The following is a 19,251-nucleotide window of genomic DNA, read 5'->3' on the forward strand; positions in this document are numbered from 1 at the left end:
CTGCTCTTAAAATGTTTTCATGTTCTGCTTCTGGGAATACAAGCTTTTTTGGGGATTCCATAGCCATATTTATAATTATTCTAATAAAATCTTTTTCAATAGATAGTCGTGATTCAAGGGCGTATCTATATTGTGTAAAATCATCTATATTTTTTCTAGCTACACCACTCTCAATTGCTGCTTTTGCAACGGCAGAAGCCTCATATGTTAAAACTCTTGGATCAAAAGGTTTAGGTATTATATAATCCTTTCCAAATTCGATATGCTTTAGACCATAGGCTCTGCACACATCTTTAGGGACTGCCTCTTTGGCAAGTCTGGCAAGCGCTTTAGAGGCAGCTAATTTCATTTCGTCATTAATAGTTGTAGCTCTAACATCTAATGCTCCCCTAAAGATAAAAGGGAAGCCTAATACATTATTTACTTGATTTGGATAATCAGATCTACCAGTTGCCATTATAACATCATCTCTTACCTCTGCAACCTCTTCTGGAGTGATCTCAGGATCGGGGTTTGCCATAGCCATTATGATTGGTCTACTTGACATATTCCTCACCATTTCCTTGCTAACGACACCCTTTACTGAAACCCCCATAAAGACATCTGCACCTTTCATTGCATCAAATAGGGTTCTTTCTTCAGTGGGAGCAGCAAATTCTTCCTTATATTTATTCATTCCTTCTGCTCTACCTTCATAAATCACACCTTTTGAGTCACACATTCTTATGTTCTCTTTTTTTGCGCCAAGCAGAAGGAGCATTTTACCTATAGCTATACCAGCAGCTCCAGCGCCATTAATAACTATTTTAACATCTTCAATTTTTTTATTTTGCAATTCAAGTGCGTTAACAAGACCTGCTGAAGCAATAATAGCTGTTCCGTGTTGATCATCATGAAAAACGGGGATATTTAGAGCCTCTTTTAATGTCTCTTCGATGTAAAAACAATCAGGAGCTTTAATATCCTCTAAATTGATACCACCAAAAGTGGGTTCAATTAATTTGCACACCTTTATAATATCATCTGGGTTTTCTGAATTTACTTCAATATCAAAGACATCAACATCAGCAAAGCGTTTGAATAATACACCCTTGCCTTCCATTACAGGTTTTCCAGCTAAAGCCCCTATATTTCCAAGGCCTAATACAGCTGTGCCATTTGATACTACTGCAACAAGATTGCCTTTTGCGGTATATTTAAAGACATTGTTAATATCGCTCTCTATTTTTTTACAAGGAATAGCTACGCCTGGTGTATAGGCAAGAGATAAGTCTCTTTGTGTTATACATGGTTTAGTGGGCACAACTTCTATTTTACCAGCTCTGGCTCCACTATGATACTCTAAAGCTTCTTCATCTGTTATTTTTCTCATTTGAACCTCCTCATTACTTTCATAAATAATAAAATATATTTATAACTTATTTAACTTGAAATTATACTGTATTTAATATAGATTGTAAAGAGATATATTAATAATTTCAAACTATTTTTTTAAAAGGTGCATAATTTTAAAAGGATTTAAAGATTATCTGAGATTTGAACTTGCATTAAGCAATAATACGATATCTGCTTATCTTCACGATGTTAAAATGTTTGCCGACTTTTTAGAAAAGGACTTACTTTTTGTAAATTCTAATGATATTATAGAGTTTATATATTATTTAAGAGAAAATAGATATTCTAATGAATCAATTAATAGAATATTATCAGGTTTAACTACATTTTTTGATTACTTATTAGTTGAGAAAAATATTGATGAAAACCCAGTTATTAAAATTTCTAGACCTAAAAATTGGGAAAAATTACCAAATTTCTTAAGTATAAATGAGGTAGAAAAGCTTATAAATATTCCTAATACGAAAAAACCATTGGGATTTAGGGATAAAATTATTATTGAAACATTATACGCTACTGGTGCTAGAGTGTCAGAAGTATCAAATATGCGTGTTATTGATTTAGATTTAGAAAGAGGTATCATTAGAGTTGTAGGTAAGGGTTCAAAATATAGATATGTTCCTTTGTATGAGAATCTTTGTGCGCATATAAAGGACTATTTGGTAGTTAGAAGAGATTATTTAGTGAAAAATAGGGATGATGGTTATTTATTTCTCAATCGTTTTGGTACAAAACTGTCTAGAGTCTCTATATGGAATATTATAAAGGATTATTGTTATAAAGCAGGGATTAGAAAAAATATTACACCCCATACCTTGAGACACTCTTTCGCAACCCATCTTTTAAGTGGTGGAGCAGATTTAAGAAGTATTCAGATATTTTTAGGTCATTCTAGCTTAAATACAACCCAGGTATATACACATTTAAATGATGACAACCTTAGAAATGCATTAATGGAAAACCATCCACGCTTTAAAAGGAAAGAGTTTTAGCTTGAAGATCGTTCTTACACATTTGAAAGCAGATTTTGATGCATTGGCAAGTGCCTTTGGGGCATTTAAACTATACAACTGTGATTATATTTTACTAGATACCGATCCTGAAAGTAATGTTAAAACATTTTTAGAAAATGAGTATATAGATATAAATATTAAGAGGTTTTCCGACATAAATCTAAGTGAGATAGATAATATTGATTTGGTAGTTATAACTGATTGTAAATATGCAAATAGATTGGGTAATCTAAAGTATATTTTACCTTTAGCTAAGAAAGTGATACTATATGATCATCATCCTGATAGTGGATGGGATATTGCAGCAAATGAGTATTATATTGAAAAGATTGGAGCTACAACAACACTTGTTGTGCAGGAATTAATAGAAAAAGAAGTGCCCATTGACGAGGATGAAGCATCATTTTTTTTGCTAGGTATTTATGAAGACACTGGTTTTCTTACTTTTTATGGCACTACTCCCCTTGATCTAAAGATTTGTAGTAAGTTGCTAGAGCTCGGTGCAAATATAAATTTAGTTAGTCAATATGTAAAAAAAGAACTCACAAAGGAACAGATTAATATATTAAATGAATTAATTAATAATTTAAATATTTATAGAATTGATGGAATTTTAATTTCATATTCCCATGCATCCCATGATGAATATGTTGAAGATGTTTCTTACCTAACACATAGAATTATGGATATAGAAAACTTAGATTGTATCTTTGTTTTTGTAAGAAGTGGGGATAGGATTTTTTTCGTTGCAAGGAGTAATGATAATAGAATAGATGTTTCTAAAGTAGCAGAATATTATGGTGGTGGCGGTCACCCCTATGCGGCATCAGCAACTATTAAAGATATGACCTTACAGGAGGCTCTTGAGAGATTTAAATTGATAATAAAGAAGGCATTAAGATTTGTAGAATATGCAAGAGATTTGATGACTTCCCCTGCTGTAGCTTTAGAAGAGGATTTCTCTTTTGAAAAGGCATTAGATATATTTACAAAATATAATTTTAATACTATGCCAGTTGTAAAGGATTCAAAGGTTATAGGTATAGTTACAAGACAGGATATATTGCAAGGTATTAAACATGGAATAAATAAAGAACCCATAAAGAATATAATGCAAGTTGAATTTGATATTGTAACAGAGGATACACCATACTATACTGTTGAAAATATTATTATAGGTAATAATCAAAAATTAGTGCCTGTTGTAAAGGATGATAGGTTGATTGGTGTAATTACAAGGGTCGATCTTCTCAGGATGTTTCAGAGTAAATTAGCAAAAAATAAAAACTTTGGAAATATTGTTTTTAATAATATTAAAATATATAATGAAAAAAATGTTGCCTCTATCATTAAAAATAGGTATGGCGATAGTCTTTATAAAATTTTTATTGAAATTGGCGAGTTGGCAGATAAACTAAATATTAATGTTTATTTAGTTGGAGGATTTGTAAGGGATCTTCTTCTTAATTATCTAAATCTAGATGTTGATATTGTGGTAGAAGGCAACGCCATATTATTAGCAAAGAGATTTGCAAAAATAAAAAATGCTAAAATACATATCCATGACAAGTTTAAGACTGCCGTTGTTTTACTTGATGGGCTCAGAATAGATTTTGCAACAAGTAGAACTGAATACTATGATCACCCTGGTGCCTTTCCAATTGTTGAATTTTCATCTATTAAAAGAGATTTGTTTAGAAGAGATTTTACTATTAATGCTATGGCTATCCAAATAAATAAGTCTGATTTTGGTAAAATAATAGATTATTATGGCGGTTTAAGGGATATAGCTGATAAAAAGATAAGGGTGCTACATAACTTAAGTTTTATAGAGGATCCAACACGTGGTATAAGGGCAATACGCTTTGCAATTCGTTATAAATTTGACATTGGCAAACATACAACTAGATTATTAAAAAATGCTGTGGATTTGAATCTTTTTTCTAGGGTGCCTGGCTCGAGGTTTTGGTATGAATTAAGGCATTTGCTTGAAGAAGATGGTTATTTGGAAGGTCTAAAATTATTAGATACTTTTAAAATTCTACCCTTTATACATGAGAAAATAACAATAGATGAATATAAGATAAGGTTATTTTCTAATCTTAGTAGAATATATAATTGGTACACAATTCAATTTAAAGATTATGTAGAACTGTATAAATGTAGATTTGCCATTTTAATTAATGAATTAAAATTTAAGGATGTTAAAAGGGTATTAAAGAAGTTTCAATTCCCAAAATCTTTTGAGAAAGAATTTTTAAGTTCCTTTTTTAAAGCAAAAAGTATATATGGTAAATTAAAAAGGAAGCAGAATATTAAAAACTCTGAAGTGTTTTTTTATTTAAGGGAATTAAATATCGAATATGTACTGTTTATTAGCGCTTTAATGGGTAAAGATTTTGATAGATGTTTAAAGGATTATCTTACAAAATTTAAAGATATTAAGCTAGAAATAAATGGTAATGATTTGATAGAGGCAGGTTTCAAGCCTTCTAAGTTATTTGGTGTAGTTTTAGATGAGCTACTTAAACTAAAGATCGATGGAAAAATAAAGAACAAAAGCGATGAGCTTTCAATGGCTAAGATTTTATTTGAAAAATTTACAGCAGAAAAGGGTGTAGATGAGGAAAAAAATTACATTAGATGAACAGGTAATACCTTGGATTTTGGGTCAAGAAGATAGTTTTGTAAAATATATAAAAAGTAAAATTAATGTAAATATATCTGCTAGATCTAGTAATATTTATTTAGAAGGCGATGAAAATGAAGTTTTATTCGTAGAAAAACTATTAAAACATTTATCAGCAATTGCATCTAAAAGAAGAATATCGATAGATGATGTAAAAGATGTATTTAATATGCTTCAAAATAGTAAGGGATCTAATGTAGAGGATGTATTCCTTGATAGAATCAGAGTAGCTGGTTGGACAAAGGAGGTTTTTTTAAAAACAAAAAATCAGTATAACTATGTTAATGCAATTAGAAATAATGATGTTGTATTTTGTATAGGACCAGCTGGTACTGGCAAAACATATCTTGCAATGGCCTTGGCAATAAATATGTTTTTAGAGAAAAAAATTAGTAGAATAATTTTAACTAGACCTGCAGTTGAAGCAGGCGAATCCTTAGGATTTTTGCCAGGAGATATTGCTGCTAAAATAGATCCATATCTAAGACCGCTTTATGATGCCCTCTTTGAAATGTTAGATGCTGAAAAAGCTAATAGGTTGATAGAGAAGGGTGTTATAGAACTTGCCCCCCTTGCATATATGCGTGGCAGAACCCTCAACGATTCCTTTATTGTTTTAGATGAAGCACAAAATACAACTATTAGACAGTTGAAAATGTTTTTAACAAGATTGGGTTTTAACTCAAAAGCTGTAATAAATGGAGATGTAACGCAAGTAGATCTGCCTGCAAATAAAAATTCTGGTCTTATTTTGGCTCAAGACATATTAAGGGATATAAAAGATATTAAATTTATATATTTTGATAAAAGTGATGTAGTGAGAAACCCCATTGTACAAAGGATTATTGAGGCTTTTGACGAGTATGAAAGAGAAGCAACAAGTTAATATTAAAGTAGAGCTTATAAATAATTATAATTATAGTGAGGTTAGTAAGTATCAATTTGAAGTTATTGCTGATATCGTTCTTGAAGGAGTAAAGTATGGAAAAGATTCTGCTGAAATAAGTTTATTGTTATGTGATGATGAGTTTATAAAAAAGTTGAATGCAAAATATAGGGGATGTGATTATCCTACAGATGTACTTGCTTTTCCAATGAATGAGCCAGATGAAATTTATGATCCCGTATTAGGCGATATTGTTATTTCAATTGATACAGCATTGAAAAACATTGATTACGATAGAGCATCTTTAAAATTTGAGGTGATATACCTATTTATCCACGGAATTCTTCATTTGCTTGGCTATGACCATGAAAAATCAAAAGAAGAAGAATCAAAAATGTTTAACTTTCAAGATATATTATTCGATAAATGTAAGCATATTTTGGAGATATAATCTATTATGGCAATTAGTTTAGAATTGGAGATAATTTTTATAATACTCTGTTTATTATTATCAGCTTTTTTTTCGGCTACTGAAACTGCACTTACTTCAATTTCTGAGTTTAAAACAAGAAAATTATTAGAAGAGGAGGATAGAGGGAAAGCTAAAGCTTTAACATTATGGCTATTGAGGCCTAATAGGATTTTAATAACAATTCTTGTGGGGAATAATTTAGTTAATATTTTAAGTTCCGTTCTAGCAACGGACTTATCAATTAAAATTTTTGGTAGTATAGAAGTTGCATTAACTACAGGTATTATGACTTTTCTAATACTATTACTTGCAGAGATAACCCCAAAGACATTAGCAAAGCATAATTATGAGAAGCTTAGTATATATTTTATTAATATATTAAAATTATTTTATTACTTGTTTTACCCAATTACATACCTATTAGAATACTTTGTTATTTTCTTAAGCAAAATAACCGGTATCAAAATTGAAAGGATAGGACCAACAATAACTGAGGATGAAATAGAATTTTTAATTAAAGTGGGTGGTAAAGAAGGTATATTAGAATATCAAAAAAGGGAGATGTTGCACAATATCTTCGAGATGTCTGATATGACTGTAAAAGAGGTTATGGTCCCCCGAACAGATATGCTTGCAGTTGATGTAGAGGAGAGCAAAGATGAGATTATTAAGGTTATAAGAGAATATGAGTTTTCAAGGATACCTGTATTTGAAGGCAGGGTTGATAATATTATTGGTATTTTATACGTTAAAGACCTTCTAAAATATAGCAGTGATACATTTAATGATATAGAGATTAGATCAATACTGAGGAAGCCCTATTTTGTTCCAGAAACTAAAAAGATAGATGAACTATTAAGAGAATTTCAAGCAAAAAGGATACATATGGCTATAGTTATAGATGAATATGGGGGGGTTGCTGGCCTTGTCACTTTAGAGGATATACTTGAAGAGATAGTAGGAGAGATAAGGGATGAATTTGACAACGAAGAAGATATAAAAATAGTCAAGGTAGCTGATAATGTATATAAGGCTGATGCAAGAATAAATATAAATGATTTTTTAGAGTATTTTAATATTGAGAAAAATGATATAACAGATGATTGTGAAACACTAGCTGGTTTAATCTATTCACTAGCAGGAAAAATACCAGAAATTGGCGAGGAATATACTTTTGATAAGTATATTTTAAAGGTGTTAAGTAGAGAAGGAAGGAAGCTGAGGAAAGTAGAAATAAAGTTAGAAGACTCCACAAAAGAGAATGTTGAATAATAGTTATTTGTAATTTTAAATTTATCTTGAACTAATACTTAAAATTTAAGATAATTAACAATCAGATATAAAGTTTTACGCTTTTAAAGGGGCAATTACATACAATGACAACGCCGTTAAAAATAAAGATAGATTCAGTAAAGAAGCTTATAAGAAGAAATGCAATAAATCACCTTGAGAATCTATTACTAAAATTACATCCTGCTGATATAGCAATCATTATAAAAAATCTCAGTGATTTAGATAGAAAGAAAATATGGAATATTCTAGGCGGCAAACCAATTCTTTCTAAAGTTATATTGGAGCTTGAAGAAAGCCAAATAATTGAATTGTTTGAAACAATGAATTCAAAAGAGATAGCAATGCTACTAAATGAGATGGAGTCAGATGATGCTGCTAATATACTAATGCTGGTTGATGAAGAAAGGATTAGTGAAATCCTAAGTTATATGGATAAGCAAAAAGCTAGTAGAGTTGAGAGATTGCTTAGGTATCCAGAGGATTCTGCTGGTTTTACTATGAATCCTAATTTTTTTGCATTACATGAAGATACAACTGTGAAAGAAGCGACAAAGGTTTTACACAAGGCAGAAAATTTGGAGATGGTTTTCTACCTTTATGTTGTAGACTCTGAAGGCAAACTATCAGGTGTTGTATCTCTTAGACAGTTAATATTAAATCCTCCTGAAAGAAAGCTTAAGGAAGTAATGACAAGAGATGTCATAAAGGTAGACGTTTATACAGATAGGGAAGAAGTTGCTAAAATAGTTGAGCGCTATGATTTATTGGCAGTACCTGTAGTTGATACAAATAATAGGCTAGTTGGAATCATCACTGTAGATGATGTTATAGATATTATTAGGGAAGAGACCACAGAAGATATATATAAGATGGCTGGTACTACTGATGATGAATTAATAATAGGTAATAGATCTTTTTGGATTGCAAAGGTGAGATCCCCCTGGCTGTTAATAACCTTTTTTGGGGAGTTAATAACAGCCTTTATTATTAGTTATTTCCATGGTAAAGTGCAGGAGTTTGCCGTTCTAGCAAGTTTTATTCCACTTATTATGGCAATGGCAGGTAATGTAGGTACTCAATCATCTACTATATTAATTAGAGGTTTAGCTCTTGGCAAAATTACAAAGAAAGATATGGTTAAAGTTATATTTAAAGAGGTTCGCGTAGGTGTTATTATGGGGGTTTTATTAGGATTATTGCTTAGTATTGTAGCCCCAATTCTTGGTGTAGATGTTAAGGTAGGGGTAGTATTAGGTGTTGCTATGTTGTCTGCTATAATTTTTGCAACATTTATAGGCTCCATAGTACCTGCTACACTAATTAAGATGAAGCTTGATCCTGCTGTTGCGTCAAGTCCTTTAATATCGACATTAAATGATATCACTGGCTTGACAATATATTTTACAATATCTCTACTATTATTGAATATATTTGTATGAGTAGGGAACTAACAAGAGGATTTTTCTACAGGTTATTAAATTTCTCTGATTATTCAGCTATAGCCTACGCTTATACTGAAGATTATGGAAAATTAAAATTTTTTATAGGGAAGGCTTTTACTAAAAAAGGAAGTATCTCAAAAGTAATACCAGGTGAGATAGATTTTTTTAAGAAAGCAAATTCCGATCTTAATAAATTTTACAATTTTAGGGTTTTTCCAGATTATTATCACTATATAGAGATTAAACCTATATATTTAAGACTTATTATTATTTTTGAGATCATAGATATGCTCTATCCCTTAGAGATGGCAGATAGTTATTTATTTAAACTACTATTAAATGTAAAGGAAAAAAATTATACAAAATTTTCTATCTACACCATTTATTATATATTAAAAAAAAGTGGTATTATATTTGATTTTCATTACTGCTGCAAATGCGGTCAACAGCTAAATGATACACTTTTTTTATGTGATGAAGGATTGCTCTGTCCAGACTGTGCAATAGATTTTAAGATTAAAAAAAACATAGATAACACAGATTATAAAGTTATTAAAATTTTAGAGGACAAAAATGCTTTTAGATTTAAAGATATCGATGAAGATAGGGAGTTTAGACTATTAGAAATTTTTACAGCTTATATAGAAATGCATACAAATAAAAAAATAAAAAGTTTAAGTGGGTTAAAAATATTTAGATAGTTATGACTATTATGATCTAAGTTGTGGGAATAATATTACATCCCTAATTGAGCTTTTACCTGTAAATAACATAATTAATCTATCTACACCCAAACCCTCGCCAGCAGTTGGTGGAAGCCCATATTCAAGGGCATTAATATAGTCTTGATCTAATGTCTTATCTTCGCTATTTTTAATCTGTTCTTCAAATCTTTTCTTTTGCTCGATTGGATCATTTAGTTCATTAAAACCATTAGCTATCTCCATGCCACCTATATACAGTTCAAATCTTTCTGTCGTCTCTGAGTCGTCTTCTTTAGCTTTTGCTAAAGGTGAAACCTCCTTTGGATAGTCGGTAATAAATGTTGGATCAACTAGTTTTTCTTCAACCAATTTTTCAAATATTTTTACTTTTAATTTATTATGTGTAATACTTTCTTCTAGCTCTATCCCTATTTTCTTTGCAATATTTAATAGTTGTTCAAAACTATTTAACTCTTCCTCTGAGATATTACTGTATTTTAGGATTGCATTATTGAGTGATAATTTTTGCCATGGTGGACTTAAATCTATCTTTTTACCTTTAAACTCAATTTCTCTATTATTATTTATTTTTAAAGCGAGATTATTTATTAGATCCTCTGTCATTCTCATAAGGTCATAATAATCAGCATAGGCCATATACCACTCAATCATTGTAAATTCTGGGTTGTGCTTTATTGAAACTCCTTCATTCCTGAAATTTTTATTTATCTCAAATACCCTTTCAAAGCCACCAATAACAAGCCTTTTTAAATATAACTCAGGGGCTATTCTTAGATAGTACTCCCTATTTAAGCTGCTAAAATAAGTTTTAAAAGGTGTTGCCGTAGCTCCTCCTGCATAGGGTTGCAACATAGGGGTTTCTACCTCTAAAAAATTGTGTGCTATAAAATATTCCCTAATTTGCTGAATAATTATAGAGCGTTTTATAAAGACTTCCCTACTTTCTCTATTTACTAATATATCTAGATATCTTTGTCTTAACCGTTTTTCAATATCTTTTAGGCCATGCCACTTTTCTGGTAAATCTCGCAGAGATTTAGTTAATAGTGTGATAGTTTCAGTATATATTGTTAACTCTTCTGTCTTGGTTTTAAAGAGATATCCACTAACACCTATAAAGTCACCTGTTTCAATGTTATTATAGATATTTCTATCTGTTTCATTTAGATCTTTTGTCCTAACATATGCTTGAATTGTACCACTTGAATCTTGTAGCGATAAAAAAGCTACCTTCCCAAAGCTTCTTATAGCCATTATTCTACCAGCAACTATAAATTTATATTTATTTTTAAGAAGGGTAGAATTATCTAAATCTTCGTATCTGTTAACAATTTGCTTAATAGGGAATTCAACCCTAAAACTGTTAATGTAAGGGTTAATATCTAACTCTTTAATGTTTTGAAGTTTAATAAATTTGTGATCGTCCATAAATTTTACTTGTTATATAATATCTTTTATTGTATTACAATAATAAAAATTACAATTGGGGGATAAAATGTTGATAGGTGTTTTATCAGATACCCATGATGCAATGGAAAAAATTAATAAAAGTATTGCTATCTTTAATAGCAAAAAAGTTGAATATGTTATCCATTGTGGTGATATAGTTTCCCCTTTTGCAGCTAAACCATTAGAGAATTTAAATTGTGATTATATAGGTGTTTTTGGAAATAATGATGGGGATTTACAATTGATTAATCATGTGACCTCTGGAAGGTTTCATAAAATGCCAAAAAAAATTGTATTAGATGGTAAGCAAATTATAATATTCCATGAACAATTTATAATAGATGATATTGATGAAAATATAGACGTTGTATTATATGGTCATACCCATAACAAAGACTACCACAAAAAAGGTAATCAGATAATAGTAAATCCGGGTACAGTATCTGGCTATATATCTGGCTTATCTACTATATGTACAATCGATTTAGCAACAATGGATGTTGAATTTATAGAGATATAAGATTAAAATTTGAGGGTTAAAAGTGTTTAAAAATATTTTTTTTGGTTTTTCAAATGATTTAGCAATTGATTTGGGCACAGCTAATACATTGATTTACGTAAGAGGTAAAGGCATCGTATGTTCAGAGCCCTCTGTTGTTGCTTTAAATAGAAATACTAAAGAGATATTAGCAGTTGGTTCTGAGGCAAAAAGCATGCTTGGGCGAACCCCAGCAAATATTGTTGCGTTAAGACCTATGAAGGATGGTGTTATTGCAGATTTTGATACTACAGAAAAGATGCTTAAATATTTTATACAGAAGGTTCAAAATAGAAGATTCCTTGTTAGGCCTAGAATTATAATAAGTGTCCCCTCTGGTGTTACCCAGGTTGAAAGAAGGGCAGTAAAAGATTCTGCTATACAAGCTGGAGCAAGAGAGGTGTATATTGTAGAAGAGCCTATAGCAGCAGCAATTGGTGCAGGATTACCTATAGAGGAAGCTGCTGGCAATATGGTTGTTGATATTGGGGGAGGTACAACTGAGGTTGCAGTCATCTCTCTTTCTGGAATGGTATATACAAGCTCTATACGTGTTGCCGGCGACGAACTAGATGAAGCCATAGTTAATTATATAAAAAGTAAATATAACCTTTTGATTGGTTATTCAACAGCTGAAAAAATTAAAATGTCAATTGGCTCAGCATACCCATTAGATGAAGAGATGTCTGTTGAAATAAAGGGTAGGGATAAAGTAGAGGGGGTTCCAAAGACAATTGAGATAAATGATAAAGAAATAAGAGAGGCCTTGGCTGAACCTGTTAAAATGATTGTTAATGCAGTAAAGATTGCCCTTGAAAATACCCCACCAGATTTGTCAGCAGATATAATTGATAGGGGTATTATGCTAACTGGTGGAGGAGCATTACTTAAGGGGCTTGACAAAATGATTTCTGAGGTAACAGGATTGCCAGCATTGATTGCAGATGAACCTTTAACAGCTGTTGTTAAGGGAGCTGGTAAGATGTTGGAAGAGATAAAATTGTTGAAAAAAATAGTAAATGAGTAATGAGAATATGGAAATATGTCCTTATTTTTGTTTTTATTCTAATACCTTTAATTATTTTACAGATAAGAAATCCAAGTATTACAGGGCCTTTTAAAGGAATAATTGGGGATATATTAAATCCATTCGTATATTATAGTCATAAAGGTGTCAATTGTGTTGTTAACATATATGACTCATATATAGATTTAGTTAATATTAAAGAAAAATATAAAGAAGTAATTGAAGAAAATAAAAGGCTACATTTTGAAAATATAGTTCTCAAAGAAAAATTAAAGACCTATGAAAGCCTAAAAAAAATACTAAAGATAAAAAAAATATACAATCTAGATGGTTTAGCTTGTAATGTTATAGGTAGAAGTATAAACGGTTATATAAGCTTTTTTATTATAGATAAAGGCAAAAAACAGGGAATATCTATTGACGATCCAGTTATAAATTATGATGGATTAATTGGCAAAGTTGTTGAGGTATACAGTAATTCAGCTAAAGTGATAACAGTTATTAATCCTAATAATAATGTAAGTGTTATGAATTTTAAAACTAGGACTATTGGCATTATGCATGGCGATAGCAGAAAAAGATTGGTTGTAGATTACTATATTAAGGATGATAACGTTACAGTAGATGATATTTTCATAACTTCAGGTCTAGGTAAGGTATATCCAAAAGGTTTGCCCGTTGGAAAGGTTGTAAAAATAGAGATAGAGCCAAAAAGTATGTTTAGAAAAATCTGGCTAGAAAGCTTTGTTGATTTTTATAAAGTTGAAAATGTATTTATTATACAATCTAATTGAAAATAGATATACAATATATATATCATTGATATTGTTATTATATATTATAAATCTGGTTTTTTGGAGTATCTTATCGGTATTCGATTTTATTTTAGTTTTATATATAATTTTCCTTGAATTATTTAAAAGAGAAAAGTTTATTTATATATCTATACTAACTGGCTTTATGCTAGATCTTTTATATATGCCAATTATTGGCATATATATGTTATTATTTTATACATTTTATATAATAAAATTAATATATTTCAAATTTTTCAATTTTGATCATTTTAATATAAGATTCTTTTTTTACTGTATTTTAATTTTTATATATATTAATTTTAATTTAATATATTATGGGTTTTCTTATGAATATTTTATGCCCATAGTTATGCAGCGATTTTTAATAGATATTTTTTTTATTTTGTTAATAAATTATACAATTAAAAGGGCTTCTTTTGATATTAAAATTTTTAGATGATAAGATTAATCAATATTTTAAAAAAAGAGTTAGAAATTATATTCTAATTCTAACTTTAATTATATTAAATTTAATTGGCGGATTATTCTATATACAAATAATTAATTATGATAAATTTGTTGATTTGGCTGAAAACAATAGAATAAGAATATTAAACATAAAAGCTGAAAGGGGTTTAATACTAGATAGTAACGGCAAGATTATTGTCTCCAATAGACCAACCTATAATTTGTTTGTTGTAAAAGAAGATGCCAATAATTTGAAAAAATTGATTTCTATGTTAAAGGATATATTGCCTAATTTAGATGTAGATAGAGCTTATGAAAGGATAGAAAAAACCTTTGTCTATGAACCAGCATTAATTTATAGAGGTTTAGATAATAAAGACGTGTCATATTTAATGGAGCATATTGATAAGTATAAGGGTATTAAGATTGAGGCTAATTCTGTCAGATCATATAGTGATAGTAAGGCCTTTAGTCATATAATCGGTTATTTAGGTGAGGCTAACAAAAAAGATGTTAAACTAGGAGGATATAGAATAGGCGAGTTGTTGGGTAAAAGTGGGATTGAAAAAAAATATGAAGATATTTTAAAGGGTGAAAATGGCGCAATGAGGGTAGAAGTGAACAATTATGGACAGATAAATAAGATATTAGATGAGAAACCGCCTATAAAAGGAGATGATATTGTTTTAACTATTGATTCTGATTTGCAAATATTTATATCAAAATTATTTAAAGATTTAACTGGTGCAGCTGTTGTGCTAGATATAAAAAAAGGTGAATTACTCTCTTTGTTTTCTGCTCCAACATATGACTTAGATCTCTTTATTCCATATATAGAAAATAGGGATTGGAATGCTCTAGTAAATGATAAGGATAGGCCATTAACAAATAGAGCAATAAGTGGCTTATACTCCCCTGGTTCTATTTATAAACCTATATTAGCCTATATTGCTTTAAAAGAATCTAGAGTGTCAATAAATGATAAGTTTTATTGTAATGGTGTGTTTAAATATGGTCCCTATGAGTATCATTGTTGGAAAGAAGAAGGGCATGGATTTATGAATTTAAAAAGTGCAATAAGGGAATCATGTGATGTATATTTTTACAACGCAGGATTGGAAGTTGGAATTGATTTGATATCTAAATATTCAAAATTACTTGGCTTAGGAGAAAAGACGGGCATTGATCTATATAATGAAAAAAAAGGTATTTTTCCCTCGAGAGAGTGGAAAAGAAACAATTTAAAAAGTTCGTGGTTCCCAGGTGAAACAATTATAACCTCTATTGGGCAAGGCTATATCTCAATAACACCTATACAAATGGGGATTGCTTATTTAGCTTTATTTAACGGGGGCTATGTTTATAAACCATCATTATTAAAGGAAATTAAGGGAAATAACGGTTCTACTGCCATTAATAGTGAGGTTAAGAGGACTGTTGATATTAGTAAGAAAACTAGGGATTTCATATTGCAATCAATGCATGAGGTTGTCAATTCACTGCATGGCACAGGTTATAGAGCAAGGGTTAAAGGCCTTGATATAGCTGGTAAAACTGGCACCGCTCAGGTAGTTGGATTAAGCCAAACAAAAATGTATGAGGAAGAAGATATACCTCGTAAATATAGAGATCATTCTTGGTTTGTTTCTGTTTTTCCAGCTTATGATCCGAGGTATATTACTGTGGTCTTAGTAGAGCATAGTGGATCAGGTAGTAGTACCTCTGCTATAATCACTGGAGCTATTGCAAATAAAATGATAGATTTAGGCTATGTTGCTAAAAAATAAATTAAATATTAGATATTTTGATTATCTACTTTTAGCCTTATTTTTATTACTTTCTATTATTGGAATATTTATAATCTATAGTGCTACTTTTAATCCTGGATCTAAAGTCTCGGTATTTTATATTAAGCAAATCTATTGGCTAATTTTAGGACTAATTATATTCATATGCTTCTCCCTTATTAATTATAGATATTTGATAAACTATGCATATATTTTTTATGTTGTAGGCCTTTTAGTATTAGCATTTGTCTTAATTAACGGCTATATTGGAAGGGGAGCACAAAGTTGGATAGATTTAGGCTTGATTAGAGTTCAACCTTCTGAGTTGTTTAAGGTTATATGGGTTATAGTTTTGGCTAGGCTTTTTAGTGATTTTAATTTGCAAAAACTTGGTTTAATAAAGATTATAATAAGATTTCTTGTTGTTTTACCCCCTTTTTTGTTAATATTTTACCAGCCTGATCTTGGTACAGCAGGCTTGTTAGTATTGTTGTGGTGTGTACTACTCCTATTTAGAGGTATCCAATTTAGAGCTTTTTTAATACTCTCTATTTTTTCCTTTTGTTTGGTTGTTGTTTTGTGGGCTAATCTGCATGATTATCAAAGAGATAGAGTGCTTACATTTATAAATCCTTCAAGGGATCCCTTTGGATCAGGTTATCACCTTATTCAATCTAAAGTTGCTATAGGATCTGGCGGTCTTTATGGGAAGGGCTATCTAAAGGGAACGCAATCACAACTAAATTTTTTGCCTGAACAGCATACAGATTTTGTATTTTCTGTCTTATCTGAAGAGTTTGGGTTTGTAGGTGCATTATTTCTAATTGTTTTATATATGTTACTTATAATAAGAATTTTGTATATTGCATTAATTGCAAGGGAGATTTGTGGTAAGCTACTTTGTGTTGGTGTAGCTACATTATTATTTATTCATTTTTATATTAATGCTGCAATGACAATAGGGTATATGCCCATAGTGGGTATCCCTATGCCTTTTATAAGTTATGGGGGTTCTATAACCATAACTGCTTCAACTTTATTGGGTATAGCAAATTCTGTATCAATTAGAAGATTTCAAAAGCTATGAGACTACATTATAGTGAGTTGTTAAATGTAGAAAAACCACTGAGATATTCTAATCTAGAGATAAATATTTCTAAAAAGGATATTAAAGGTTTATTAGGAATTTGTTTAATATATCCTGATCTATATGAAATAGGTATGTCTAATTATGGTTTACAATTGCTCTATAATAGAATTAATAGATCTAGTTGTCTGTTTGCTGATAGATTTTATATGCCCTATATAGATGCAATTAATACATTTCAGGATAGAATCTATCGTTCATTAGAATATAAGAAAAAATTAAATACCTTTGATATAGTTGGGTTTTCTCTCCAATCAGAATTAACATATTCAAATATATTATCAGTTTTAGAAAAGGGTGCTCTAGAAGTGTTCTCTAACAAGAGAAGGGGCCTTCCAATAATTATAGCAGGTGGTAGTTCTGTTTACAATCCTTCTCCCTTGATGAACTTTATTGATATTTTCTTTTTTGGAGAGATGGAGAATAAGCTAGTAGAGGTATGCGAGGAATTATATAGCTTAAAGTTAACTAAAAGGCATGATATATTGAGATTTTTTGATTCTTTTGACTTTTGTTATGTTCCCCAAATAAATAGAGCTAAATATATAAAAAGGCATATTGAGATGGGTTTTTCAAGGGATGTGGAGGACAGTGCTAACATTATACCTTTATTTAGCATTGTTCATGATAGGGCTGTAGTTGAGGTTGCAAGGGGTTGTACAAATGGGTGTAGGTTTTGTCAAGCAGGTTATATATATAGGCCTCTTAGAGAAAAAAGTGTTGATTGTCTTTTCAAAGAAGCTATAAACCAAGTTGAGAAAAGTGGGCAACTTAATCTATCTTTTATATCACTATCTGTATCAGATTATTCAGATTTAGAGAAGTTGATAGAAATTATTAAAAGATTGTCTTTTGATTATAAGTGTGCAGTATCACTGCCATCAATCAGGGCTGACTTACATAATAGCGGTCTATTAAAGGAGGTTGCCAAGGTAAAGCAGAGCGGTTTTACAATAGCTGCTGAGGCAGGTAGTGATAGGCTTAGAAAAATTATTAATAAGAATATAACAAATGATCAATTAATACATGCTGTAGTTAATTCCTCCAAATTGGGTTATAGAAGGGTAAAGATATATTTCATGATAGGCTTACCTTTTGAAAAGGAAGAAGATATTGAAGAGATAATAAAATTATCTGATAGAATAAAGAAAGAGGGTCAAAGGTATAATAGAGGTTTTAAGGTATCTGTTTCAATTTCAAATTTTGTTGCTAAACCTTTTACCCCTTTTCAATGGTATAAACAAAATTCAATAGAGCAGTTGTATAAAAAGGTAGATTACTTAAAAAAGTCTTTTAGAAGGCTCAAGATTGAAGCTAGTTTTCACGATATTAGAAAGAGTGTCCTAGAGTCAATCATATCAAGGGGTGATAATCCTATTGGTGATGTTATATATAATGCGTATAAAAATGGTGCAATATTTGATGAATGGAGTGAACATTTTGATTTTGACAAATGGATTTTAGCTTTTGAGAAAGAGGGGATTAATTATAAGGAATACTATGAAAGAGATATAAACTATGAGGATTGTTTGCCCTGGGACAATATTGATATAGGTGTTAGTAAAAAATTTTTAGTAGAAGAATATAAAAAGTCAAAAAATTTAGACACAACAAAAAATTGCGCATTTTCTAAATGTAGTGGCTGTGGCGTATGTGATTTTAAAAGAGTCAATAATATAATCTCTAGTGAAAATAAAACTGGTAAAACTATTAATATTGTTAGAAAAACGAATAGTGATTTAATTTATAGTTATGCCTTAAGATTTGCTAAATTAAGAGAAGGTATATTATTATCTGCCCTTGATGTAACAAGATTATTTTCGATTGTGTTAAGGTCAATTGGTATAAATTTGGACTTTACTAAGGGGTATCATAAACAACCTAAATTGAGATATATTTTTCCACTGCCTGTTGGGGTAAGAGGTTTAAATGAATTAATTTTTTTCGAATCTGAAGTAATAGATAATATGAAATCAAAAATTGCTTCTTTTAATCGAGAAGTAAAGTGTGGTATAAAAATAAAGAATATTGAAAGATGTGATTCTAGAGTTATAGATAGTGCCATTGTTACGTATAGGTTAAAGGAATTTATATTTAATGAATTTTTGAAGTTAAAAAATGAG

Annotated in this window: 15 protein-coding genes; 13 read left to right on the forward strand and 2 right to left on the reverse strand. The window is 30.2% G+C overall.

What is annotated here, in order from left to right:
• The coding region (locus SVN78_02775; GenBank protein ID MDY6820530.1) for a malic enzyme-like NAD(P)-binding protein at positions 1–1,372 on the reverse strand (1,372 nt) is incomplete at its 3' end.
• Positions 1,373–1,505: 133 nt separating this feature from the next.
• Here SVN78_02775 and xerA point away from each other — a divergent pair.
• The 7 genes from xerA to SVN78_02810 all read left to right on the forward strand — a co-directional run bounded on the left by xerA (position 1,506) and on the right by SVN78_02810 (position 9,891).
• Positions 1,506–2,387 carry a site-specific tyrosine recombinase/integron integrase gene (gene xerA, locus SVN78_02780; protein MDY6820531.1) on the forward strand — a complete coding sequence of 294 codons (882 nt, stop codon included), beginning with the start codon at positions 1,506–1,508 and terminating at the stop codon, positions 2,385–2,387.
• Between the two features lies 1 nt (position 2,388).
• The gene (locus tag SVN78_02785) at positions 2,389–5,055 is read left to right on the forward strand and encodes a CBS domain-containing protein (GenBank protein ID MDY6820532.1); all 2,667 of its coding nucleotides are present in this window, start codon (positions 2,389–2,391) and stop codon (positions 5,053–5,055) included.
• Positions 5,030–5,983 carry a PhoH family protein gene (locus SVN78_02790; GenBank protein MDY6820533.1) on the forward strand — a complete coding sequence of 318 codons (954 nt, stop codon included), beginning with the start codon at positions 5,030–5,032 and terminating at the stop codon, positions 5,981–5,983. Before SVN78_02785 ends, SVN78_02790 begins: the two co-directional genes overlap by 26 nt.
• Positions 5,961–6,434, forward strand: coding sequence for an rRNA maturation RNase YbeY (gene ybeY / locus SVN78_02795; GenBank protein ID MDY6820534.1), 474 nt, complete (start codon positions 5,961–5,963; stop codon positions 6,432–6,434). Before SVN78_02790 ends, ybeY begins: the two co-directional genes overlap by 23 nt.
• 6 nt (positions 6,435–6,440) lie before the next feature.
• Positions 6,441–7,727 (forward strand): hemolysin family protein, encoded by a 1,287-nt coding sequence (locus tag SVN78_02800; protein ID MDY6820535.1) that lies wholly within the window; start codon positions 6,441–6,443, stop codon positions 7,725–7,727.
• Positions 7,728–7,831: 104 nt separating this feature from the next.
• Positions 7,832–9,187, forward strand: a complete 1,356-nt coding sequence (gene mgtE, locus SVN78_02805) for a magnesium transporter (GenBank protein ID MDY6820536.1) — start codon at positions 7,832–7,834, stop codon at positions 9,185–9,187.
• Positions 9,184–9,891, forward strand: coding sequence for a DNA repair protein RecO C-terminal domain-containing protein (locus SVN78_02810; GenBank protein MDY6820537.1), 708 nt, complete (start codon positions 9,184–9,186; stop codon positions 9,889–9,891). The genes mgtE and SVN78_02810 overlap by 4 nt, the downstream gene beginning before the upstream one ends.
• Before the next feature lie 9 nt (positions 9,892–9,900).
• Here the strand turns inward: SVN78_02810 and lysS are convergent, their stop codons facing one another.
• Complete coding sequence (gene lysS, locus SVN78_02815; protein MDY6820538.1) at positions 9,901–11,343, reverse strand: lysine--tRNA ligase; 1,443 nt, start codon at positions 11,341–11,343, stop codon at positions 9,901–9,903.
• Between the two features lie 67 nt (positions 11,344–11,410).
• On the opposite strand from lysS, the gene SVN78_02820 reads away from it, so the two are divergent.
• The 6 genes from SVN78_02820 to SVN78_02845 form a co-directional block, all read left to right on the forward strand.
• Positions 11,411–11,884 (forward strand): YfcE family phosphodiesterase, encoded by a 474-nt coding sequence (locus tag SVN78_02820; GenBank protein MDY6820539.1) that lies wholly within the window; start codon positions 11,411–11,413, stop codon positions 11,882–11,884.
• Positions 11,885–11,906: 22 nt separating this feature from the next.
• The gene (locus SVN78_02825; GenBank protein MDY6820540.1) at positions 11,907–12,929 is read left to right on the forward strand and encodes a rod shape-determining protein; all 1,023 of its coding nucleotides are present in this window, start codon (positions 11,907–11,909) and stop codon (positions 12,927–12,929) included.
• Complete coding sequence (gene mreC, locus SVN78_02830) at positions 12,929–13,723, forward strand: rod shape-determining protein MreC (protein ID MDY6820541.1); 795 nt, start codon at positions 12,929–12,931, stop codon at positions 13,721–13,723. Before SVN78_02825 ends, mreC begins: the two co-directional genes overlap by 1 nt.
• A 440-nt stretch (positions 13,724–14,163) precedes the next feature.
• Positions 14,164–15,981, forward strand: a complete 1,818-nt coding sequence (gene mrdA / locus SVN78_02835) for a penicillin-binding protein 2 (protein MDY6820542.1) — start codon at positions 14,164–14,166, stop codon at positions 15,979–15,981.
• Positions 15,965–17,068 (forward strand): rod shape-determining protein RodA, encoded by a 1,104-nt coding sequence (gene rodA, locus SVN78_02840; GenBank protein ID MDY6820543.1) that lies wholly within the window; start codon positions 15,965–15,967, stop codon positions 17,066–17,068. Before mrdA ends, rodA begins: the two co-directional genes overlap by 17 nt.
• The coding region (locus SVN78_02845) for a TIGR03960 family B12-binding radical SAM protein (GenBank protein MDY6820544.1) at positions 17,065–19,251 on the forward strand (2,187 nt) is incomplete at its 3' end. The genes rodA and SVN78_02845, both read left to right, overlap by 4 nt.

This window comes from Deferribacterota bacterium (assembly GCA_034189185.1).
Lineage (GTDB): Bacteria > Chrysiogenota > Deferribacteres > Deferribacterales > UBA228 > UBA228.